General features: G+C 62.2%; 19 protein-coding genes. All 19 read right to left on the bottom strand.

Annotation, left to right across the window (positions count from 1 at the left end; translation table 11 throughout):
* Positions 1 to 71: 71 nt before the first annotated feature.
* Positions 72 to 917, bottom strand: coding sequence for a 3-deoxy-8-phosphooctulonate synthase (kdsA, locus tag DQ397_RS20490; RefSeq protein WP_043208834.1), 846 nt, complete (start codon positions 915 to 917; stop codon positions 72 to 74).
* Positions 918 to 920: 3 nt separating this feature from the next.
* On the bottom strand, positions 921 to 2549 hold the full coding sequence (locus tag DQ397_RS20485) for a CTP synthase (protein WP_043208837.1): 1629 nt from the start codon (positions 2547 to 2549) through the stop codon (positions 921 to 923).
* Between the two features lie 269 nt (positions 2550 to 2818).
* The gene (tilS, locus tag DQ397_RS20480; protein ID WP_043208839.1) at positions 2819 to 4114 is read right to left on the bottom strand and encodes a tRNA lysidine(34) synthetase TilS; all 1296 of its coding nucleotides are present in this window, start codon (positions 4112 to 4114) and stop codon (positions 2819 to 2821) included.
* 148 nt (positions 4115 to 4262) lie between these two features.
* Positions 4263 to 5210 (bottom strand): acetyl-CoA carboxylase carboxyltransferase subunit alpha, encoded by a 948-nt coding sequence (locus DQ397_RS20475; RefSeq protein WP_043208841.1) that lies wholly within the window; start codon positions 5208 to 5210, stop codon positions 4263 to 4265.
* 105 nt (positions 5211 to 5315) lie between these two features.
* Complete coding sequence (dnaE, locus tag DQ397_RS20470) at positions 5316 to 8840, bottom strand: DNA polymerase III subunit alpha (RefSeq protein ID WP_043208844.1); 3525 nt, start codon at positions 8838 to 8840, stop codon at positions 5316 to 5318.
* Positions 8841 to 8929: 89 nt separating this feature from the next.
* Positions 8930 to 9553, bottom strand: a complete 624-nt coding sequence (gene rnhB / locus DQ397_RS20465; protein WP_043208846.1) for a ribonuclease HII — start codon at positions 9551 to 9553, stop codon at positions 8930 to 8932.
* A gap of 1 nt (position 9554) precedes the next feature.
* Positions 9555 to 10682, bottom strand: a complete 1128-nt coding sequence (lpxB, locus tag DQ397_RS20460) for a lipid-A-disaccharide synthase (protein WP_043208848.1) — start codon at positions 10680 to 10682, stop codon at positions 9555 to 9557.
* Position 10683: 1 nt separating this feature from the next.
* Positions 10684 to 11460, bottom strand: coding sequence for an acyl-ACP--UDP-N-acetylglucosamine O-acyltransferase (gene lpxA, locus DQ397_RS20455; RefSeq protein ID WP_043208850.1), 777 nt, complete (start codon positions 11458 to 11460; stop codon positions 10684 to 10686).
* Entirely contained in the window at positions 11457 to 11897 is a 441-nt protein-coding gene (gene fabZ, locus DQ397_RS20450; protein ID WP_003252314.1) for a 3-hydroxyacyl-ACP dehydratase FabZ, read from the bottom strand. Before fabZ ends, lpxA begins: the two co-directional genes overlap by 4 nt.
* 113 nt (positions 11898 to 12010) lie before the next feature.
* Entirely contained in the window at positions 12011 to 13066 is a 1056-nt protein-coding gene (gene lpxD / locus DQ397_RS20445; protein ID WP_043208853.1) for a UDP-3-O-(3-hydroxymyristoyl)glucosamine N-acyltransferase, read from the bottom strand.
* A 1-nt stretch (position 13067) separates the two neighbouring features.
* Positions 13068 to 13571, bottom strand: a complete 504-nt coding sequence (locus DQ397_RS20440) for an OmpH family outer membrane protein (RefSeq protein WP_043208855.1) — start codon at positions 13569 to 13571, stop codon at positions 13068 to 13070.
* 44 nt (positions 13572 to 13615) lie between these two features.
* The gene (gene bamA / locus DQ397_RS20435; protein ID WP_043208857.1) at positions 13616 to 15967 is read right to left on the bottom strand and encodes an outer membrane protein assembly factor BamA; all 2352 of its coding nucleotides are present in this window, start codon (positions 15965 to 15967) and stop codon (positions 13616 to 13618) included.
* A 79-nt stretch (positions 15968 to 16046) separates the two neighbouring features.
* Positions 16047 to 17399 carry an RIP metalloprotease RseP gene (rseP, locus tag DQ397_RS20430; RefSeq protein WP_090346076.1) on the bottom strand — a complete coding sequence of 451 codons (1353 nt, stop codon included), beginning with the start codon at positions 17397 to 17399 and terminating at the stop codon, positions 16047 to 16049.
* Between the two features lie 75 nt (positions 17400 to 17474).
* Positions 17475 to 18665 (bottom strand): 1-deoxy-D-xylulose-5-phosphate reductoisomerase, encoded by a 1191-nt coding sequence (gene ispC, locus DQ397_RS20425; protein WP_043208860.1) that lies wholly within the window; start codon positions 18663 to 18665, stop codon positions 17475 to 17477.
* Positions 18662 to 19477, bottom strand: a complete 816-nt coding sequence (locus DQ397_RS20420) for a phosphatidate cytidylyltransferase (protein WP_043208863.1) — start codon at positions 19475 to 19477, stop codon at positions 18662 to 18664. Before DQ397_RS20420 ends, ispC begins: the two co-directional genes overlap by 4 nt.
* The gene (uppS, locus tag DQ397_RS20415; protein WP_043208866.1) at positions 19477 to 20232 is read right to left on the bottom strand and encodes a polyprenyl diphosphate synthase; all 756 of its coding nucleotides are present in this window, start codon (positions 20230 to 20232) and stop codon (positions 19477 to 19479) included. The genes DQ397_RS20420 and uppS overlap by 1 nt, the downstream gene beginning before the upstream one ends.
* Positions 20233 to 20249: 17 nt before the next feature.
* A complete protein-coding gene (gene frr / locus DQ397_RS20410) occupies positions 20250 to 20807 on the bottom strand; it encodes a ribosome recycling factor (RefSeq protein WP_043208868.1) in 558 nt (185 codons plus the stop codon).
* Positions 20804 to 21547, bottom strand: a complete 744-nt coding sequence (gene pyrH / locus DQ397_RS20405) for a UMP kinase (protein ID WP_043208871.1) — start codon at positions 21545 to 21547, stop codon at positions 20804 to 20806. Before pyrH ends, frr begins: the two co-directional genes overlap by 4 nt.
* A 180-nt stretch (positions 21548 to 21727) precedes the next feature.
* Positions 21728 to 22591 carry a translation elongation factor Ts gene (gene tsf / locus DQ397_RS20400; protein WP_043208875.1) on the bottom strand — a complete coding sequence of 288 codons (864 nt, stop codon included), beginning with the start codon at positions 22589 to 22591 and terminating at the stop codon, positions 21728 to 21730.
* Positions 22592 to 22617 lie beyond the last annotated feature (26 nt).

The following is a 22617-nucleotide window of genomic DNA, read 5'->3' as shown; positions in this document are numbered from 1 at the left end:
CAGGCCTGGCGAAGGCGACCCCTGACCGTTCGGTCAGGGGTGAGGGCGGTACTTTACCGGAGAAATGAGCTTTACGCGGTCTCTACCGTCGGAAAACTTTTCACCAGGTCGTCCAGTTGCTTGAGCTGGGCCAGGAACGGCTCCAGCTTGTCCAGGCGCAGGGCGCAAGGACCATCGCACTTGGCGTTGTCCGGGTCCGGGTGGGCTTCCAGGAACAGCCCGGCCAAGCCTTGGCTCATGCCGGCCTTGGCCAGGTCGGTGACCTGGGCGCGACGACCACCGGCGGAATCGGAGCGACCGCCCGGCATCTGCAGGGCATGGGTCACATCGAAGAACACCGGATACTCGAACTGCTTCATGATGCCGAAGCCGAGCATGTCCACGACGAGGTTGTTGTAGCCGAAGCTCGAACCACGCTCGCAGAGGATCAACTGGTCGTTACCGGCTTCTTCGCACTTGGTCAGGATGTGCTTCATTTCCTGAGGCGCGAGGAACTGAGCCTTCTTGATGTTGATCACGGCGCCGGTCTTGGCCATCGCCACGACCAGGTCGGTCTGGCGCGACAGGAAGGCTGGCAGCTGGATGATGTCGCACACCTTGGCGACGGGCTCGGCTTGGTAGGGCTCGTGCACGTCGGTGATCACCGGCACCTTGAAGGTCTGCTTGATCTCTTCGAAGATCTTCAGCCCTTCTTCCATGCCCGGACCACGATAGGAGTTGATCGACGAACGGTTGGCCTTGTCGAAGCTGGCCTTGAACACGTAAGGGATACCGAGCTTCTCGGTGACCCGCACGTAGGCTTCGCAGACCTTCAGGGCCAGGTCACGGGACTCCAGGACGTTCATGCCGCCGAACAGGACGAACGGCTTGTCGTTGGCGATCTCGATGCTACCGACGCGAATGATCTTCTGGGTCATGGATCAGGCCTTGTTCTTCTGGGCCAGGGCCGCCTTGACGAAACCACTGAACAGCGGGTGGCCGTCACGTGGGGTCGAGGTGAACTCGGGGTGGAACTGGCAAGCGACGAACCATGGGTGGTCCTTGGACTCGACCACTTCAACCAGCGCACCGTCCTCGGAACGACCGGATACCACCAAGCCTGCCTCGACCAGCTGTGGCAGCAGGTTGTTGTTCACTTCGTAGCGGTGGCGGTGACGCTCGGTGATCACATCCTTGCCATAGCAGTCATGGACCTTGGAGCCGGCCGCCAGCTGGCAGTCCTGAGCACCCAGGCGCATGGTGCCGCCCAGGTCGGAAGCTTCGGAACGGGTCTCGACCGCGCCGGTGGCATCGGCCCATTCGGTGATCAGGCCGACGACCGGGTGGCCGCTGTTGCGGTCGAACTCGGTGGAGTTGGCGTCTTTCCAGCCCATCACGTTACGTGCGAACTCGATGACCGCGACCTGCATGCCCAGGCAGATGCCCAGGTACGGCACCTTGTTTTCGCGCGCGTACTGGACAGCGGTGATCTTGCCTTCGACGCCGCGCAGACCGAAACCGCCCGGGACGAGAATGGCATCGGCGCCTTCGAGCAGGCTGGTGCCCTGGTTCTCGATGTCTTCGGAGTCGATGTAGCGCAGGTTGACCTTGGTGCGGTTCTTGATGCCCGCGTGGCTCATGGCCTCGATCAGCGACTTGTACGCATCCAGCAGTTCCATGTACTTGCCGACCATGGCGATGGTGACTTCATGCTCAGGGTTCAGCTTGGCATCGACGACCTGGTCCCACTCGGACAAATCGGCGCTGCTGCACTGCAGGCCGAAGCGCTCGACGACGAAATCATCCAGGCCCTGGGCATGCAATACACCTGGGATCTTGTAGATGGTATCGACGTCTTGCAGAGAGATCACCGCACGCTCTTCGACGTTGGTGAACAGGGCGATCTTGCGGCGCGACGACGCATCGACCGGGTGGTCGGAACGGCAGATCAGCACGTCCGGCTGCAGGCCGATGGAGCGCAGTTCCTTGACCGAATGCTGGGTCGGTTTGGTCTTGGTCTCGCCGGCAGTGGCGATGTAAGGAACCAGGGTCAGGTGCATCAGCATGGCGCGCTTGGAACCCACTTCGACGCGCAGCTGGCGGATCGCCTCGAGGAACGGCTGCGACTCGATGTCGCCGACGGTGCCACCGATCTCGACCAGGGCAACGTCGGCATCGCCGGCGCCCTTGATGATGCGACGCTTGATCTCGTCGGTGATGTGCGGGATGACCTGGATGGTCGCGCCCAGGTAGTCGCCACGGCGCTCCTTGCGCAGCACATGCTCGTAGATACGGCCGGTGGTGAAGTTGTTGTTCTGGGTCATGGTGGTGCGGATGAACCGCTCGTAGTGGCCCAGGTCGAGGTCGGTCTCGGCGCCATCGTGGGTGACGAACACTTCACCATGCTGGAACGGGCTCATGGTGCCGGGGTCGACGTTGATGTACGGATCCAGCTTGAGCATGGTGACCTTGAGCCCCCGCGCCTCCAGGATGGCCGCCAAGGAAGCCGAGGCAATGCCTTTCCCCAATGAAGAAACAACACCGCCCGTGACGAATATGTAGCGCGTCATGAAAAACCCTAGAAGTCTGCGTTAAAGCGGTCAGCGCCGCCGGAGAAAGCGAAGGAAGGCCGAAGCCCCCGATCACCTGCGTCAATCACAGTGCATCTCGAACAACTGCCGCGTCTGTACAAACCAGGGATATCCCCGGCATGGAGCTCGCTCGTCATTTTAAGAATCAGCCCAGCAAAAAACTGCTTGGTAATCGGCAACTGCTGTGTTTTCGAGGAACCCACAGAAGCTGTATCAAGAAGGGAGGGTAGTCTACCGGAATGTACCCTTCAGCTCAAACCTTGCACGCTCGTCGGCGGCCGCCAATGCAACTGGATACCGCCCTGCCCTGCCAGCGGCAGGTTGGCCACTGCCAGCAGGCGCTCGCCCTGCCACAGCAGTGGTAAACGCGAGCGCACGAAATGCGGGACTTGCAGCTCGTTCAGCAAGCGCTTGAGGTCACGACGGCCCCGTCCTGGCACCTCGAGCATCTCGCCGCCCTGACGGTAGCGCACCTGCACCTCACCTGGCGGACAATCACCCTGCACGGACACGCAACCATTACCGGGTAACGTCAGAGGCACGCTTGGGTCCGCCCAGGCCAGAACGCCCTTGACCGGCACCAGCCACTGCCCCTTCAACCACCAGATGCGCCCATGACTGCGCTGCAACTCACCATCGCCCAGCCGCCACACCGGCTGGGCATCGACGACTGCGTCACGCAGGCTGTCCCAGCCGGCCCAATGACGGGCGTCGGGTAACCGAGTCCGACGGCTCAACCAATATTGCAGGGCATTTCGCTGGCGCGCTGGCGATAATGCCTCAAGCGCGGCCAGATCGAGAGAGTCCAGGCCGAGCCAGGCAAACGGTGCCTCTTGTGCGGCTCCCGCCAGATCATCTGCCGCCAGCTCGTCCAGCAAGCCCAGGGCCTCGCCCAAATGCCCAGCACTGCGGGCAAGATTGCTCGCGGCCTGAGGCCAACGATGATTCAGCACAGGGAATACCTCGCCGCGCAGGTAGTTTCGGGCATAGGTGGTATTGGCGTTGGAGGGATCCTCGATCCAGCAAAGCCCCTGTGCATTGGCCTGCGCGAGCAACTGCGCCCGCCCGACCGCCAGCAGGGGCCGGGCCAGCCACCCCTGCCCCAGGGGGCGTGCTGCCGGCATGGCCGCCAGCCCGCGCAGTCCGGCACCGCGCAACAGACGAAAGAGCAAGGTCTCGGCCTGGTCCTCGCGGTGCTGACCTGTGAACAGCACCTCCCCAGCCCCGAGCACTTGCGCGAATGCGGCATAGCGGGCATCCCGGGCCGCCTGTTCCAGGCTGGCACCGGGCGTGACCTGAACATGGATGACCTGGAGCTCGAGACCCAGCCCATCACAGATCGACTGGCAATGTTGCGGCCAATCATCAGCAGCGGCTTGCAGGCCATGATGGATGTGCACGGCGCGCAGTGGCGGGGCGCGATGACGACGGGCGTAATCGGCCAGCAGCTGCAGCAGGACGGTGGAGTCGAGGCCGCCGGAGAAAGCGACGTACCAGGCGGGGGCATTGAGCCAGGGGGAAAGTTGAGCGGTGAGGTTGATCATCAGGACCTCACATGACGGAGGATCATCGCAGATGCTTCGCGCCCCTTTCGCGAGTGAACCCGCTCCCACAATAGCACTGCGATCTAAAGCAATGCCGTCGTGGAAGGAGCGGGTTTATCCGAAGATAGGCGCGACGCCCCCGAATGGGTCAGACGCCGTAGCTCATCAGGCGATCGTAACGACGGGCCAGCAGCGCATCGTGATCGAACTTGCCCAGCATCTCGAGCTGCTCGACCAGGTCGGCACGGATGCTTTCGGACATCTTCGCAGGGTCACGGTGGGCGCCGCCCAGAGGCTCGCTGATGACCTTGTCGACGATGTTCAGGCTCTTCAGGCGCTCGGCGGTGATGCCCATTGCCTCGGCAGCATCGGCAGCCTTGTCGGCAGTCTTCCACAGGATCGAGGCGCAGCCTTCCGGCGAGATCACCGAGTAGGTGGAATACTGCAGCATGTTCAATTGGTCGCACACGCCGATGGCCAGCGCACCACCGGAACCGCCCTCACCGATGACGGTGGCGATGATCGGGGTCTTCAGGCGTGCCATTACCCGCAGGTTCCAGGCGATGGCCTCGCTCTGGTTGCGCTCCTCGGCGTCGATACCAGGGTAGGCACCCGGAGTATCGATGAAGGTCAGGATAGGCATCTTGAAGCGCTCGGCCATTTCCATCAGGCGGCAGGCCTTGCGGTAGCCTTCCGGACGCGGCATGCCAAAGTTGCGGCGCACCTTTTCACGCACTTCACGGCCCTTCTGGTGACCGATGACCATGACCGGCTTGCCGTCCAGGCGCGCGGTACCGCCGACGATCGCAGCATCGTCAGCGAAGTGACGGTCGCCGTGCAGCTCTTCGAACTCGGTGAAGATGTGGTCGATGTAGTCCAGGGTATAGGGACGACGAGGGTGACGGGCCAGACGGGCGATTTGCCAGCTGGTCAGGTTGCCGAAGATGCTTTCGGTCAGGGTATTGCTCTTGTCTTGCAGACGGGCAATTTCATCGCTGATGTTCAGCGAATTGTCGTTGCCCACCAGGCGCAGCCCTTCGATCTTGGCTTGCAGGTCGGCAATCGGCTGTTCGAAATCGAGGAAATTCGGGTTCATAGGCATCCGTCTTGGGTCTACGGCCAGGCGGCCGGCCGGTTGATCCGTTTGGCGCCCTACCTTAAGGGATCAGGCGCATTCAGGTCGAGATTAAAATTCGTCGGTTCAGCGGTATTGCAGGAAGACGTTCTCACGTCCGAACTGGTCACGCAGCGCTTGAATCAGGCCGTCGGCGGGATCGATCGACCACTCGTCGCCAAACTGCAGCATCGCCCGCGCCTCGCTCCCGGTGTACTCCAGGGTGATCGGGCAGCCACCGCGATGACGGGTGATCAGCTCGCCCAGCCAGGCCAGTCGGTCGCCCTTGAGGGCCTCGTGGGCCACCTTCAGGCGCAGACTCTCGGCCAGCTTGGTGCGGGCATCCTCCATGGTCATCACCTGCTTGACCCGCAGGCGCAGGCCGCCGGAAAAGTCGTCGTGACTGACCTCTCCCTCCACCACCACCATCGCATCCGTCTGCAACAGGGCCTGAGCCGCCATGAACGCATCGGCAAATAAAGAAGCCTCGATACGCCCGGAACGGTCGTCGAGGGTGACGAAGCCCATCTTGTCGCCTTTCTTGTTCTTCATCACCCGCAGCGCAATGATCATGCCTGCCACGGTCTGGGTGTCGCGGGACGGCTTGAGATCAATGATGCGCTGGCGCGCGAAGCGGCGAATCTCGGTCTCGTACTCGTCGATCGGGTGGCCGGTCAGGTACAGGCCCAAGGTGTCCTTCTCGCCCCGCAGACGCTCCTTCAGGGTCAGCTCGCGCACCTTGCGGTGGTTGGCGTAGACGTCGGAGTCCTGTTCGACGAACAAGCCGCCGAACAGATCCACGTGACCGCTGTCGGCAGTACGAGCGATCTGCTCGGCAGCCTTGATCGCCTCCTCCAGGGCCGAAAGCAGCACCGCACGGTTGCGGTCGATGTTGGCCTGATAAGCCTTGATTTCGTCATGGAAGTACGGGCCCAGGCGGTCAAGCGCGCCACTGCGGATCAGCGCATCGAGCGTTCGCTTGTTGATACGCTTGAGATCGACGCGCTCGCAGAAGTCGAACAGGTCCTTGAATGGCCCGCCCTCGGCACGCGCTTCGACGATGGCCTCGACCGGGCCCTCACCGACGCCCTTGATCGCCCCGAGCCCATAAACGATGCGGCCATCGTCGTTGACCGTGAACTTGAAGTCGGAGTTGTTCACATCCGGCGCGTCCAGGCGCAGCTTCATGCTGCGCACTTCTTCGATCAGCACCACCACCTTGTCGGTGTTGTGCATATCCGCCGACAGGACCGCAGCCATGAAAGGCGCCGGGTAGTGGGTCTTGAGCCAGGCTGTCTGATAGGACACCAGGCCATAGGCGGCCGAGTGGGACTTGTTGAAACCGTAACCTGCGAATTTCTCCACCAGGTCGAAGATGTTGCCCGCCAGGTCTGCATCGATACCGTTGTTGGCGCAACCTTCGATGAAGCCGCCGCGCTGCTTGGCCATTTCCTCGGGTTTTTTCTTACCCATGGCGCGACGCAGCATGTCGGCGCCGCCCAAGGTATAGCCGGCCATGACCTGGGCGATCTGCATCACCTGTTCCTGGTACAGGATGATGCCGTAGGTCGGCGCCAGTACCGGCTTGAGGCCTTCGTACTGGTAGTCCGGGTGCGGGTAGGCCAGCTCGGCGCGGCCGTGCTTACGGTTGATGAAGTCATCCACCATGCCCGATTGCAGCGGGCCGGGGCGGAACAGCGCCACGAGTGCGATGAGGTCTTCCAGGCAGTCGGGCTTGAGCTTCTTGATCAGCTCCTTCATACCGCGCGATTCGAGCTGGAACACGGCCGTGGTCTCGGCCTTTTGCAAAAGCTCGTAGGTCTTCTTGTCGTCCAGCGGGATGAAGTCGATGTTGACGTCGGGCAGGTTCTTCTTGGCCTGCTCGCGGTTGATCGTCTCCATCGCCCACTTGATGATGGTCAGGGTACGCAGGCCGAGGAAGTCGAACTTCACCAGGCCCGCAGCCTCGACGTCATCCTTGTCGAACTGGGTCACCAGGCCGCCACCCTCTTCATCACAGGCGATCGGTGAGAAGTCAGTGAGCTTGGTCGGCGCGATCACCACGCCCCCGGCGTGCTTGCCGGTGCCTCGGGTAACGCCTTCGAGCTTCAGGGCCATGTCCCAGATTTCGCGGGCATCCTCGTCGCTCTTGAGGAAGTCGCGCAGGATTTCTTCCTGCTCGTAGGCCTTCTCCAGAGTCATGCCCACTTCGAACGGGATCATTTTCGACAGGCGGTCGGCCAGACCATAGGACTTGCCCTGGACTCGGGCCACGTCCCGCACCACCGCCTTGGCCGCCATGGTGCCGAAGGTGATGATCTGGCTGACTGCATTACGCCCGTAGGCCTCGGCCACGTAGTCGATCACCCGGTCGCGGCCATCCATGCAGAAGTCGACGTCGAAGTCGGGCATGGAAATACGTTCTGGGTTGAGGAAGCGCTCGAACAGCAGGTCATAGGCCAGCGGGTCGAGGTCGGTGATCTTCAACACATAAGCCACCAGCGAGCCCGCACCCGACCCTCGGCCAGGCCCCACCGGCACCCCGTTGTTCTTGGCCCACTTGATGAAGTCCATAACGATCAGGAAGTAACCGGGGAAGCCCATCTGGATGATGATATCCAGCTCGAACTTCAGGCGGTCCAGATAGACCTGGCGCTTCTCTTCGTAATTGGGCGTGGTCTCCTTGGGCCAGAGCACCGCCAGGCGCTCTTCCAGGCCTTCGTGGGAGACGTGACGCAGGTAGTCGTCGATGCCCATGCCGTTGGGCGTCGGGAAATCGGGGAGGAAGTACTTGCCCAACTGCACGGTGATGTTGCAGCGCTTGGCGATTTCCACGGTGTTGGCGATGGCGTCCGGCAGGTCGCTGAACAGCTCGGCCATTTCCTCGGCGGACTTGAGGTACTGCTGGTCGCTGTAGGCACGGGGCCGGCGCGGATCGTCGAGGGTCCAGCCCTCGCCGATGCAGACGCGGGTCTCGTGGGCGTCGAAGTCGGACTGCTTGATGAAACGCACATCGTTGGTCGCCACCAAGGGCGCACCGAAGCGGTCGGCCAGCGCCACGGCGGCATGCACGTACTCTTCGTCACCGCTGCGATTGGTCCGCTGCACCTCGACGTAGAAACGGTCGGGGAACATGCCCATCCAATCGCCAAGCAGCGCCTGAGCCTCGTCCTGGCGCCCCGCCATGAGCGCCATGCCGATGTCGCCTTCCTTGCCAGCGGACAGCGCGATCAGCCCTTCGCTGGCGGGGGCGATCCACTCGCGCTGGATGATCACCAAGCCGTTGCGCTGGCCTTCGGTCCAGCCGCGGGAAATCAATTCCGTGAGGTTGCGATAGCCCTTGGGGTTCATGGCCAGGAAGCAGATCCGCGAGAGCGGCGCTTCCGGGTCGCTGCCAGCCAGCCACAGGTCGGCACCACAGATCGGCTTGATGCCGGCGCCCATGGCGGTTTTGTAGAACTTCACCAGGGAGCACATGTTGCTCTGGTCGGTAATCGCCACCGCCGGCATGTTCATTCCGGCCAGTGCCTTGGCCAGCGGCTTGATCCGCACCAGGCCGTCGACCAGCGAAAATTCGGAGTGCACGCGAAGGTGAACGAAGGAAACCGACATGGAAAATCCTATAGCAGTGCCAGACAACAAGAGCGGGATTGTAGCGTAAAAGCCATGAAAGTTTGGGGCCGCAAAGCGGCCCCAATCGATCAGATCAAAGAGTCGGTGATGCCCTCACGGGCCTCCCACGCCGCGCGCACCGGGGCGAAGGAACGCCGATGTATCGGCGTCGGCCCCAGACGCGCCAACGCCTCAAGGTGCACAGGCGTCGGATACCCTTTGTGCCCGCCGATCCCGTAGCCCGGATAGATCAGCTCGAACGCGCTCATCTCACGATCACGGGTGACCTTGGCCAGGATCGAGGCAGCCGCGATGGCCGGCACCTGGGCGTCCCCTTGAATCACAGGCGCCGCCGGCACCGCCAGCTTGGGGCAGCGGTTGCCATCGATCAGGGCGAGCTTGGGCGTGATGCTCAGCCCCTCGACCGCACGTTGCATGGCCAGCATCGTGGCCTGGAGAATGTTCAGTCGGTCGATTTCCTCGACCTCCGCCCGGGCGATGCAAAAGCTCAAGGCTTTTTCGCAGATCTCGTCGAACAGCGCTTCACGCTTGGCCTCGGTGAGCTTCTTCGAATCGTTGAGGCCAAGAATCGGCCGCTGCGGATCGAGAATCACTGCCGCGGTGACCACCGCCCCGCAGAGCGGGCCGCGACCAACTTCATCGACACCGGCGACCAACTCCTCGACCAGGTTGAAATCCAGCCCCATTTGCATCCTATCGGTCTCCCAGCAAGGCCAGCACCGCCTCGGCCGCCTGGTTGGAGGCGTCACGACGCAGGGTGCGGTGGATCTGGTCGAAACTTTCGGTCTGCTGCGCGCCGTTGCTGATCAGCGGTGCCACGGTCTGGGCCAAGGCTTCACTGGTGGCGGCGTCCTGCAGCAGCTCCGGCACCAGCAGGCGCTGGGCCAGCAAGTTGGGCAGCGACACGTAGGGGCTCTTCACCATGCGCTTGAGAATCCAGTAGGTCAGCGGTGCCAGGCGATAGGCGACCACCATAGGCCGCTTGTACAGCAGCGCCTCCAGGGTCGCGGTACCTGAAGCGATGAGCACCGCGTCGCAGGCTGCCAGGGCCTGGTGCGAGCGGCCATCGAGCAGGGTCACCGGCAGGTCGCGGCCCTGCAGCATCTGCTCGAGCTGGGCGCGTCGCGCCGGGTTGGCGCAGGGCGAGACGAAACGCACGCCCGGCACCAGCTCACGCAGACGCTGGGCCGTATCGAGGAACAACTCGCCCAGCCGGCCGACTTCACCACCACGACTGCCCGGCATCAAGGCCACCAATGGCCCCTCGCCCGCGCCTATGGCCTCACGGGCGGCCTGACGGTCGGCTTCGAGCGGGATCGTGTCCGCCAGCGGATGGCCGACGAAGCGCACCGGCACGCCCTTCTCTTCGTAGAATTTCGCCTCGAAGGGGAACAAGGTGAGCATCAGGTCGCAGCCTTCGCGGATCTTGAGCACACGCTTCTGCCGCCAGGCCCAGACCGAAGGGCTGACGTAATGCACGGTCTTGATCCCGGCCTGACGCAGCTTCAGTTCGATATTGAGAGTGAAATCCGGCGCATCGATGCCGATGAACACGTCGGGCTTTTCGGCGATGAGGGTGCTGATCAGTTCCTTGCGGCGCTTGAGCAGCTCGCGCAAGCGCCCGAGCACCTCGACCAACCCCATGACCGCCAGGCGCTCCATGGGAAAGTAGGACACCAGACCCTCGGCCTCCATCAAGGGACCGCCGACGCCAATGAAACGCACATCGGGATGGCGCGCCTTTAGCGCGCGCATCAGACCGGAGCCGAGAATATCGCCGCTGGCCTCACCCGCGACCAGCGCCACGCAAAGCTGGGCCATGTCAGCGGGTGATGCCGCGGGCGGAACTGAGAATCGACTGACGGAACAGTTCGACCTCGGGGTATTGGGAAGCAAGCTCGCCCAGCTCGTTGAGCGCATCTTCCACGGTCAGGCCGTGGCGATAGACGATCTTGTAGGCGCGGCGCAGGGCGTGGATGACTTCGTCACTGAAGCCCCGACGGCGCATGCCCTCGAAGTTCATGCTGCGTGCCTCGGCAGGGCTGCCGAACACCGTGACGAAAGCTGGCACGTCCTTGCCGATGGCCGTCCCCATGCCAGAGAAGGCATGGGCACCGATATGGCAGTACTGATGGACCAGGGTATAGCCGGACAGGATCGCCCAGTCACCCACGTGCACATGGCCGGCCAACGCAGTGTTGTTGACCAGGATGCAGTGGTTGCCGATGACGCTGTCATGCCCGATATGGGCATAGGCCATGATCAGGTTGTGGTCGCCCAGCGTGGTTTCCGAGCGGTCCTGAATGGTGCCTCGGTGAATGGTCACGCCTTCGCGGATCACATTGTGGTCCCCGATCACCAGACGCGTGGGTTCGCCCTTGTACTTGAGGTCAGGGGTATCTTCGCCGATGGAAGAGAACTGGAAGATACGGTTGTGCTTGCCGATGCGGGTCGGACCTTTGAGCACCACATGAGGTCCGATGACGGTGCCCTCGCCAATCTCCACGCCTGGGCCTACGATCGACCAGGGGCCCACCTCGACACCGTCGGCAATCTTGGCCGACGGATCGATGATCGCCCGAGGATCAATCGAACTCATAGGGAGCGTTCCGCGCAAGTGATCTCTGCCGAGCAGACCGGCTTGCCGTCGACCAGGGCGCGGCACTCGAACTTCCAGATCATGCTCTTACGGCTGAGGAACTTGGCTTCCAGCACCAGCTGGTCGCCTGGCAGCACCGGCTGGCGGAAGCGCAGCTTGTCGGAGCCGACGAAATAGTAAAGAGTGCCGTCCGCCGGCTTGGCATCGAGCATCTTGAATCCGAGAATCCCGGCCGCCTGGGCCATCGCCTCGATGATCAGCACGCCCGGCATGATTGGATGCGCCGGGAAGTGGCCATTGAAGAACGGCTCGTTGATGCTGACATTCTTGTAGGCACGAATGCTCTGGGCCTCGAAATCCAGATCCGTGACCCGGTCCACCAGCAGGAACGGGTAACGGTGAGGCAGGTATTCGCGAATCTCGTTGATGTCCATCATTTCGGGGGGAAGCCTGTAATAAGAATAGGGAGCGCAGGTGCTGACCACACGCTCCTTTTGCAATCCAAAGAGGAGCCAGCTAGCGTCTGTTCACTCTTGCTCAGGGAATGGTATCAGCCTTCTGATGTCGGCTGGCCACCTGAGGTCACGGTATCGACACGTTTTTCCAACTGCTGGAGACGCTTGGACATTTCATCCAACTGGCGGATACGCGCGGCGCTCTTGCGCCATTCGGCCAGAGGCTGCATGGCCGTGCCGGAAGAATAGCCGCCCGGCTCGGTGATCGAACGGGTGACCATGGTCATACCGGAAACGAATACGTTGTCGCAGACATCGATGTGACCCACCATGCCGACGCCACCGGCGATCATGCAATGCTTGCCGATGCGCGTGCTGCCGGAGATCCCGACACAGGCCGCCATTGCCGTGTGGTCACCGACCTGCACGTTGTGGGCGATCTGGATCTGGTTGTCGAGCTTGACGCCATTGCCGATACGAGTGTCCGACAGTGCACCGCGGTCAACGGCGGTGTTCACACCGATCTCAACGTCGTCACCCAGCGTCACACCGCCGATCTGGGCGATCTTCTGCCAGACGCCCCTCTCGTTGGCAAAGCCAAAGCCTTCCCCACCGATCACGGCACCGGACTGGATCACCACCCGCTTGCCGATGGTCACGTCGTGGTACAGCGTGACCCGCGGAGCGAGCCAACCACCCTCACCGATCACGCAACGTGCGCCAATAAAACAATGGGCGCCGACCGTCACGTTCGCGCCGATCCGCGCGCCGCTTTCGATCACGGCGAACGGGCCAATGCTGGCGCTGGCATCGACCTGTGCATCCTCATGTACCACGGCGCTGGGATGAATTCCCGCCACAGCCTTGGGCTTTGGATCGAACAGGTGCGAAATGCGGGCATACGCAAGGTATGGGTCCGCCACGATCAGTGCGTTGCCGGCGAAGCCTTCGGCGTCCTCGGCCTTGAGCAACACCGCGCCTGCCTGGGAATCGTCCAGGTACTTGCGGTACTGCTTGTTGGCAAGGAAGCTCAACTGCCCGGCGGTGGCCTCCTGCAAGGTGGCCAATCCGGTGATTTGCAGCGCCTCGGGGCCTTTTAGCTGCGCCCCGAGGGCCTCGGCCAATTGGCCGAGCGTCATGGTCACGGTCATATCAACGGGCTTGGTTCATGCGCTCGATGACCTGGCGGGTGATGTCGTACTGCGGCTTGACATCGATTACCGCGCCGCGCTCGAGCACCAGGTCATAGCCACCTTTCTTGATCACTTCCTCGACAGCACCATCCAGCTTGGGCTTGAGCTGCTTGAGCATGTCACGGTCAGCAACGGCCTTGGCTTCGTTCAGCTCCTTGGACTGGAACTGGAAGTCGCGGGCCTTTTGCTTGAACTCGAGCTCCAGGCGCTCACGCTCCTGCTGCTGCATCTTGTCGCCACCCTTGATCAGGCGGTCCTGGATGCCTTTGGCACTGCTTTCCAGGTTCTTGAGCTTGGTCAGTTGTGGACCGAACTTCTTCTCGGCATCGACGGCGTACTTCTTGGCCGCGTCGGATTCGAGCAGCGCCATCTGATAGTTCAGCACGGCGACCTTCATTTCGGCGAAAGCCGGGGTGGCGACCAGCGCCGCGGCCATCACGGCCAGTTGGGTCAACTTACGCACGATGCACTCCTGGATAAACCGTTGTCGTTAAGCAAGGGCCGACCTTAGAAGGTCTGGCCCAGAGAGAATTGGAACACCTGGGTATCGGCGTCGTCCGGCTTCTTCACCGGCATCGCCAGGCTGAAGCTCAGCGGACCCAGCGCAGTGATCCAAGTGACGCCCAGACCGACAGAGCTTGCCATGCCCGAGAAACCGACCTTTTCGCAATCAGGCTTGTTGCCGCAATTGGTGTCGAACACGTTACCCACGTCCCAGAACACGGAAGTACGCAGGGAGCGCTGGTCTTTGACGAACGGCAGCGGGAACAGCAACTCGGCACCGCCCTGGACAAGGACGTTACCACCGAATGGCAGCGGATCCTGGTCCGGGTCCTTGATGGTGCCCGGCTTGGTGCCCTGGCTCGGCGTACTGCGGGGACCCAGACTGCTGTCCTTGAAGCCACGCACCGAGTTGAAGCCACCCGCGAAGTAGTTCTCGTAGAACGGCAGGCCGTCGGTGGAGCCGAAACCATCACCATAGCCCAATTCGGTGTGCAAGCGCAGGGTGTAGTCGTTGGTGATTGGCTTGAACAGCTGGCCGCGGTAGTCGATCTTGAAGAACGACAGGTCGCTGCCTGGAGTGGTTACCTCGGCGCTCAGGCTCTGGGAGTGACCACGGGTCGCCAGCACGCCCTTGTTGAGGGTCGATTCCGACCAGCCCGCCGAAGCCTTGAAGTTCAGGAAGCTGTCATCGCCTTCCTTATCCAGGAAGTCGAAGATCTCGTCGACGGTGTACTTGCCGGTCTTGATCTTGTCCTGCTGTACGTTCAGGCCGAAGGTCAGGCGCGAGGTTTCGCTGATCGGGTAACCGACGCTGACGCCAGCGCCCAGGCTGTCCACCGCATAGCTGGCCACGTCGACATCGAGGTCGTCATAGTCGGTGCTGCGGTAGAAGGCGTTGTAACCCAGGCTGACGCCGTCGGCGGTCCAGTAGGGGTCTACGAAGCCGAAGTTGTAGCGGGTCTGGTATTCCGAACGGGTCAGACCAACGGAAACCTTGTTACCGGTACCCAGGAAGTTGCTCTGGCTGATCGAACCACCGAGGATCAGGCCTGCGCTCTGGGCGAAACCGACGCTGGCGGTGATCGAGCCGGAGGCCTGCTCTTCAACGCTGTAGTTGACGTCGACCTGGTCGTCGGTGCCCGGCACCGGCGGGGTCTCGACGTTAACTTCCTTGAAGAAGCCCAGGCGCTCCAGACGGGTCTTGGACTGGTCGATCAGGTAGGTCGAGGCCCAGCCGCCTTCCATCTGGCGCATTTCGCGACGCAGCACTTCGTCTTCGGTCTTGGTGTTGCCGCGGTAGTTGATACGGTTGACGTAGGCACGCTTGCCCGGATCGACCACGAACATGATGTCGACGGTATGGTCTTCGTCGTGCGGCTGCGGCACGCCGTTGACGTTGGCGAAGGTGTAGCCTTCGTTACCCAGACGACGGGTGATCAGGTCGGAGGTGGTGGTCATCACCTTGCGCGAGAACACCTGGCCTGGCTGCACCAGCAACAGCGACTTGACCTGGTCTTCCGGCACCTTGAGGTCACCGGAGAGCTTCACGTCGCGTACGGTGTACTTCTCGCCTTCGTTGATGTTGACGGTGATGTAGACGTGCTTCTTGTCCGGGGTGATGGACACCTGGGTGGAAGCGATGTCCATGTTGATGTAGCCGCGGTCCAGGTAGTAGGAGCGCAGACGCTCCAGGTCACCGGAGAGCTTCTCGCGGGCATACTTGTCGTCGTTCTTGAAGAAGGACAGCCAGTTGGTGGTCTTGAGCTCGAACAGCTGGCTCAGTTCCTCGTCATCGAAGACATTGTTGCCAACGATGTTGATGTGCTGGATGGCAGCGACGGTGCCTTCGTTGATCTTGATCTTCAGGCCGACACGGTTGCGTGGTTGCGGTACCACTTCAGCGTCGACTTCGGCCGAGTAGCGGCCCTGGGCCACGTACTGGCGCTGCAGTTCGTTACGCACACCTTCGAGGGTGGCGCGCTGGAAGATTTCGCCTTCGGCCAGGCCGGACTGTTTCAGGCCCTTCATCAGGTCTTCGGTGCTGATCGCCTTGTTGCCTTCGATCTCGATGCTCGAAACCGATGGGCGCTCGACCACGTTGATGATCAGGACATTGCCGTCGCGGCTCAGCTGGATGTCCTGGAAGAAGCCGGTCTTGAACAGGGAGCGCGTGGACTCGACCAGGCGGCGATCGTCGGCCTGGTCACCCACGTTCAAGGGCAAGGCACCGAACACGCTGCCCGCGGAGACCCGCTGCAGACCATTGACGCGAATATCGGAGATGGTGAAGGACTCGGCGTGAACTTCAGCGATCATCAGTGCGGAGAGGACCGCAGTTAGCAGCAGACGTTTCATGAAGTCCTTTTATTCCAACTGGCAATAAACAACCCGCCGCGATAAGGCGGCAGGTTCGTTCGCAATTGAGCGAAGCTTTTTATAGTCGACCCAGATCGTTGATCAGGGCGAGCAACATCACCCCGATGACCAAACTGATACCGATCTGGACCCCCCAACCTTGCACCCGATCCGAGAGCGGACGACCGCGCGCCAGCTCGATCAGGTAAAACAGCAAATGCCCCCCATCCAGTACTGGAATGGGCAGCAGGTTAAGAACCCCCAGGCTTATGCTCAGGTAGGCCAGGAAATTCAGGAAATCCCCCACGCCCGACTGGGCTGAAGCGCCCGCCACTTTAGCAATGGTTATCGGTCCGCTCAAGTTTTTTACCGAGAGCTCCCCGAACAGCATTTTCTTCAGCGATTCAAGGGTCAGGACGCTCATGCTCCAGGTGCGAGAGAGGCTCTCGCCCACCGCCTCCAACGGCCCGAAGCTCACTTCGCGGAGCATTTCGGCAGGCCATTCGACTCCCTTGACGCCAGCCCCGAGGTAACCCCCAGAGGCCTGCCCTTCCCCGCGCCGCGCAAGGGTTACCGGGACCTCCAGCTGTGCACCATCACGCTCGACGCGCAACTGCACCTTGGCCTCGGGACGTGCGCGAACGCTGTCCACGACCTGCTGCCAGTCCGCCAGGGCAACTCCGTCCAGCGCAAGCAACGTGTCGCCGGTCTTGAGCCCGGCCGCAGCCGCAGGCCCCTTGGGGTCGATCTCGGCGAGAACGGGAGGGATGGCTGGACGCCAGGGGCGCAGGCCAAGGGACTGGATCGGGTCCGGCTCGTCGACGCCCTTGAGCCAGTGATCGAGATTGATTTCATGCTGACGCTCGAGGGTAGCGCCCTCATCGCGCACCCCGACCCGCAAGGTGCCGGTCTCACCAAGGCGGCGCACCAACTGCAAATTGACGGCTGACCAGCCGTTGGTCGGCTTGCCGTCGATCGACACCACTTCCTGGCCCGCGACCAGCCCAGCGGAAGCCGCCAGGCTGCCCGACTCCACCGCACCGATGACCGGACGGACTTGCTGGGTTCCGAGCAGCGCCACGACCCAGAAGAACAGGATCGCCAGGAGGAAGTTGGCGATGGGGCCCGCCGCGACGATAGCGATGCGCTGGCCAACCGGCTTGCGGTTGAAGGATTGACCAAGCAGCGCAGGGGGTACCTCTCCCTCACGCTCATCGAGCATCTTGACGTAACCACCCAGGGGAATCGCCGCCACCACGAACTCGGTGCCATGGCGGTCGTGCCAGCGCACCAGCGGCGTACCGAAACCTACGGAGAACCGCAACACCTTGACGCCGCAGCGCCGGGCGACCCAGAAATGGCCGAATTCATGGAAAGTGACCAATACACCCAGGGCTACCAGGGTGCCGATTATCATGTAGAGCGCTGTCATAACCATCTCCGAATGACGTTCAGCCCATCCCTGGAACTCGCGGCCTGCAAGGCGTGAGCATGCAGGCCACCAGCATCAGTAACCGTGGCGCCTCAACCATTCCCGGGAAAGCTCCCGGGCCCGCTGGTCGGCGGCGAATACCGCATCCAGCGTTGGCAGCGCCACCACCGGTTCCTGGTCAAGCACCTGTTCGATCATACCCGCGATCTCGGGGAAGCGGATACGCCGCTGGAGAAATGCCTCCACAGCCACTTCGTTGGCGGCATTGAGCACGGCAGGGGCACTGTTGCCGGCCTCGGCAGCCTGACGCGCCAGACGCAGGCAGGGGAAGCGCTGTTCATCGGGGGCCTGGAAGTCCAGACGGGCGATCGCGAACAGATCCAACGGCGCGACACCGGAATCAATACGTTCAGGCCAAGCCAGGGCATTGGCGATCGGCGTACGCATGTCCGGATTGCCCAACTGGGCAAGCACCGAACCATCGACGTAATCCACCAGGGAGTGGATGACGCTCTGTGGATGGACCACCACTTCCACTTTGGCCGGAGCTGCATCGAACAACCAGCAGGCTTCGATGAGTTCCAGCCCTTTGTTCATCATGCTCGCCGAGTCGACAGAGATCTTGCGCCCCATGGACCAGTTGGGATGGGCGCAGGCCTGCTCGGGAGTGACATCCGCCAGCGCGGCGACGGGCGTTTCGCGGAACGGCCCGCCCGAGGCGGTCAGCAGGATACGACGCACGCCCACCTGGGCCAGGCCCCGTCCATGGTCGGTCGGCAGGCACTGAAAGATCGCATTGTGCTCGCTGTCAATCGGCAATAGCACCGCGCCGCTGCGCCGCACCGCATCCATGAACAGCGCACCGGACATCACCAGCGCTTCCTTGTTGGCCAGCAATACCTTCTTGCCCGCCTCGACGGCAGCCAGGGTCGGGCGCAGGCCCGCAGCGCCGACGATGGCCGCCATCACGGCATCCACTTCAGATGCACAGGCGACCTGACAAAGACCCGCCTCCCCTTCCAACACTTCGGTGGGGCAACCGGCAGCGCTCAGACCGTCACGCAGGCGCGCAGCGGCATCAGCGCTGGGCACCACCGCATAGGCCGGGCGATGCCGCACACAAAGAGCCAGCAGCTCATCGAGACGGGAGTAGCCGCTCAGGGCGAATACCTGGTAACGCTGAGGATGACGCGCGATGACATCCAGTGTGCTGAGACCGATCGACCCGGTGGCTCCCAGCACTGTGATACGTTGCGGACGACTCACATGACACCCCATTCGGCCGCCCAGAGCAGCACGGCGAACATGGGGATCGCCGCGGTCAGGCTATCGATGCGATCAAGCACGCCACCGTGCCCCGGCAGCAGGTTGCTGCTGTCCTTGATGCCTTCGCGGCGCTTGAACATGCTCTCGGTCAGATCACCGATCACCGAAGACATCACCACGACGACGGCGCCCAGCAGCCCAAGCAGTACTTGCCCGAAGCTCCAGTCGCGAACCAGGCCCACTGCAAGGGCGATCAGCAGGCTGACGGTCATACCGCCATAGACACCTTCCCAGCTCTTGCCCGGACTGACCTGCGGCGCCAGCTTGCGCTTGCCGAAAGCACGCCCGGCGAAGTAGGCCCCGATATCAGCCGCCCAGACCAGAACCATCACCGCCAGGATCAGCCAGTTGCCCAGCTGCCAATGTTTGAGCAGCACCAACCCCTGCCAGGCCGGCAACAACACCAGCAGCCCGATCAGCAGGCGACAGGCGGCACTGGCCCACAGGTCGCTGGTACGAGGATAGGTAAGGACCAGCCAGGTGGCCAGCGCCCACCAGATCACCGACGCCCCCAAGACCCAGGGTGCGAGATCCGGCATCAGATAGAGCAGCATCAACGCCCCGGCCACCACAGCGGCATAAGCCAGGCGCAGCGGTTGGGCCACCAGCCCTGCCAGCCGCGCCCACTCCCAGGCGCCAATGGTCACCACCAGGCCGATGAACAAGGCGAACTCCCCACCGTTGAGCAGGAAGAAACCACCCAGCGCGATCGGCAGCAGGATCAGCGCGGTAATGATGCGTTGTTTAAGCATTAAGCACGAGCTCCAGCCTCGACCTGCTCGCTGGTCTTACCGAAGCGGCGCTGGCGCGAAGCGAAATCGGCCAGGGCGTTGCGCATGGCCTCGTGTTTGAAGTCCGGCCAGTACAGGTCGGAGAAGTACAGCTCGGCATAAGCCAGCTGCCACAGCAGGAAGTTGCTGATGCGATGCTCGCCCCCGGTGCGGATGCACAAGTCGGGAAGCGGCAGATCACCGGTGGCCAGGCACGTCTGCAGCAGATCGGGCGTGATGTCCTCGGGGCGCAGATGGCCCGCCTGGACTTCACGCGCCAGGCGCTGCGCAGCCTGGGCGATATCCCACTGGCCGCCGTAGTTGGCGGCGACCTGCAGGATGAAGCGGTCATTGCCGGCGGTCAGGGCCTCGGCTTCGCGCATTGCAGCCTGCAACTCCGGATGGAAGCGCGAACGATCGCCAATGATCCGCAAACTGATCTTGTTCTCGTTGAGGCGCTTGGCTTCACGGCGCAGGGCCGTGAAGAACAGCTCCATCAGCGCACCGACTTCATCGGCCGGACGCTGCCAGTTCTCACTGGAGAAAGCGAACAAGGTCAGCACCTCGACCCCGGCCTCGGCACAGACTTCGATCACCGCACGCACGGCATCCACGCCAGCCTTGTGCCCGGCGACGCCGGGCAGCAGGCGTCGCTTCGCCCAGCGATTGTTGCCATCCATGATGATCGCGACGTGACGCGGCACCGAAGGCGATGCCGCTGACTTGGTCTTTTCCATGAGAGAAACCCCTGGCCTCAAACGGCCATCAGGTCCTTCTCCTTGATTTCCAGAGCCTTGTCGACTTCAGCGATGAACTTGTCGGTCAGCTTCTGCAGCTCGTCGGCGGCGCGACGCTCTTCGTCTTCGCTGATTTCCTTGTCCTTGGCCAGCTTCTTGAGATCGGCCAGGGCATCGCGACGCACGTTACGCACCGAAACCTTGGCATCTTCGGCAACGCCACGGGCCTGTTTGGTGTAACCCTTACGGGTTTCCTCGGTCAGGGCTGGCATCGGCACACGAATGGTGGTGCCAGCGCTCGACGGGTTCAGGCCCAGGTCGGAAGTCAGGATGGCCTTCTCGATGGCGGCGCTGAGGTTCTTGTCGTGGGCCACGATCTTCAGGGTACGGGCGTCCTCGACGGTGATAGCAGCCACCTGGTTCAGCGGCATCTCGCTACCCCAGGCCGGCACCTTGACGCTATCCAGGATGCTCGGGTGGGCGCGACCGGTGCGGATCGCCGCCAGGTTGCGGCCCAGGGCCTCGATGGACTTGCCCATGCGCTCCTGAGCGTCTTTCTTGATGTCGTTGATCATGCTTCGCCTTCCTCGATCAGAGTACCTTCAGCGCCACCCACCACGATGTTCAGCAGGGCGCCAGGCTTGTTCATGTTGAATACCCGCAATGGCATCTTGTGGTCGCGGCACAGGCAGATTGCGGTCAGGTCCATGACACCGAGCTTGCGATCCAGGACCTCATCGTAGGTCAGGTGATCGAACTTCTCGGCGTGCGGGTCCTTGAATGGATCGGCAGTGTAGACACCATCGACCTTGGTCGCCTTCAGCACCACATCAGCATCGATTTCGATGGCACGCAGGCAGGCTGCGGAGTCGGTGGTGAAGAACGGGTTGCCGGTACCGGCGGAGAAAATTACCACATCCCCGGAGTTGAGGTGACGAATAGCTTTGCGACGGTCGTAATGATCGGTGACACCGACCATGGAAATGGCGGACATGACCAAGGCCGGGATGTTCGAGCGCTCCAGCGCGTCGCGCATGGCCAGGGCGTTCATCACGGTCGCCAGCATCCCCATGTGGTCACCGGTGACGCGGTCCATGCCGGCTGCGCTGAGCGCTGCGCCGCGGAACAGGTTGCCCCCACCGATCACCAGGCCGACCTGGACACCGATACCGACCAGCTGACCGACTTCCAGGGCCATGCGATCAAGTACTTTCGGGTCGATCCCGAATTCTTCCGAGCCCATCAGGGCCTCGCCGCTAAGTTTGAGCAAAATGCGTTTATAGCGAGGTTGGCGACCACTCACCTGCTGGGCCATTGCGAGTCTCTCCTGCGGCGTCTTAAGTAAATTCTGCGCGGGCTGGGTAACAGCCTGCTAACTGTAGCGTGGCACTGCTTCAGCGCCAGCGGAGCCTGGCCGGATAAACCCGGCTCCGGTTTGACAAAGAGGCTGCGCGCGTGAGCGGGCAGCCTCTTTGGGGCGACAGACGAGTCCGTCTTACTGCTTGGCGGCAGCTACCTGGGCGGCAACTTCTTCAGCGAAGTTGTCGACAGGCTTCTCGATGCCTTCGCCGACCTTGAAGTAGGTGAAGGAAACGATTTCAGCACCGGCCTTCTTGGCCAGCTCGCCGACTTTGACTTCCGGGTTCATGACGAACGCCTGCTCGACCAGCGAGGCTTCGGCCAGGAACTTCGAGATACGACCTTTGATCATGTTCTCGACGATGTTTTCTGGCTTGCCAGCGATCTTGTCAGCGTTCAGCTGCAGGAAGACGCCCTTCTCGCGCTCGATGGCTTCGGCCGAGACTTCCGACGGCAGCAGGAACTCTGGGTTCGAAGCTGCAACGTGCATGGCGATGTTCTTGGCCAGCTCGACGTCGCCGCCTTTCAGGACGACAGCGGCACCGATCTTGTTGCCGTGCAGGTAAGCACCGACAACGTCACCTTCAACGCGCGCCAGGCGACGGATGTTGACGTTCTCGCCGCACTTGGCGACCAGGGCTTCACGAGCGGCTTCGCGCGAGGCGATCAGCGGGGCTGCGTCGGTCAGCTTCTGGGCGAAGGCTTCTTCGATGCTTTCAGCAACGAAATTCTTGAAGTCGTCTTGCAGAGCCAGGAAGTCGGTCTGCGAGTTCACTTCCAGCAGGACGGCGGATTTGCCGTCGGTCTTGACGGCGATAGCGCCTTCAGCGGCAACGTTACCAGCCTTCTTGGCAGCCTTGATGGCGCCCGAAGCGCGCATGTCATCAATGGCTTTCTCGATGTCGCCGCCGGCCTTTTCCAGGGCCTTCTTGCAATCCATCATGCCTTCGCCAGTACGCTCACGCAGTTCTTTTACCAGCGCTGCAGTAATTGCTGCCATTTCAAAATCCTCTTGGAAAGTTTTTC

Origin of the sequence: Pseudomonas sp. CK-NBRI-02 (assembly GCF_008124495.1) — a bacterium.
Classification (GTDB): domain Bacteria; phylum Pseudomonadota; class Gammaproteobacteria; order Pseudomonadales; family Pseudomonadaceae; genus Aquipseudomonas; species Aquipseudomonas guariconensis.
The sequence above is the reverse complement of the archived record's forward strand: the minus strand, read 5'-3'. Positions and strand labels throughout refer to the sequence as shown.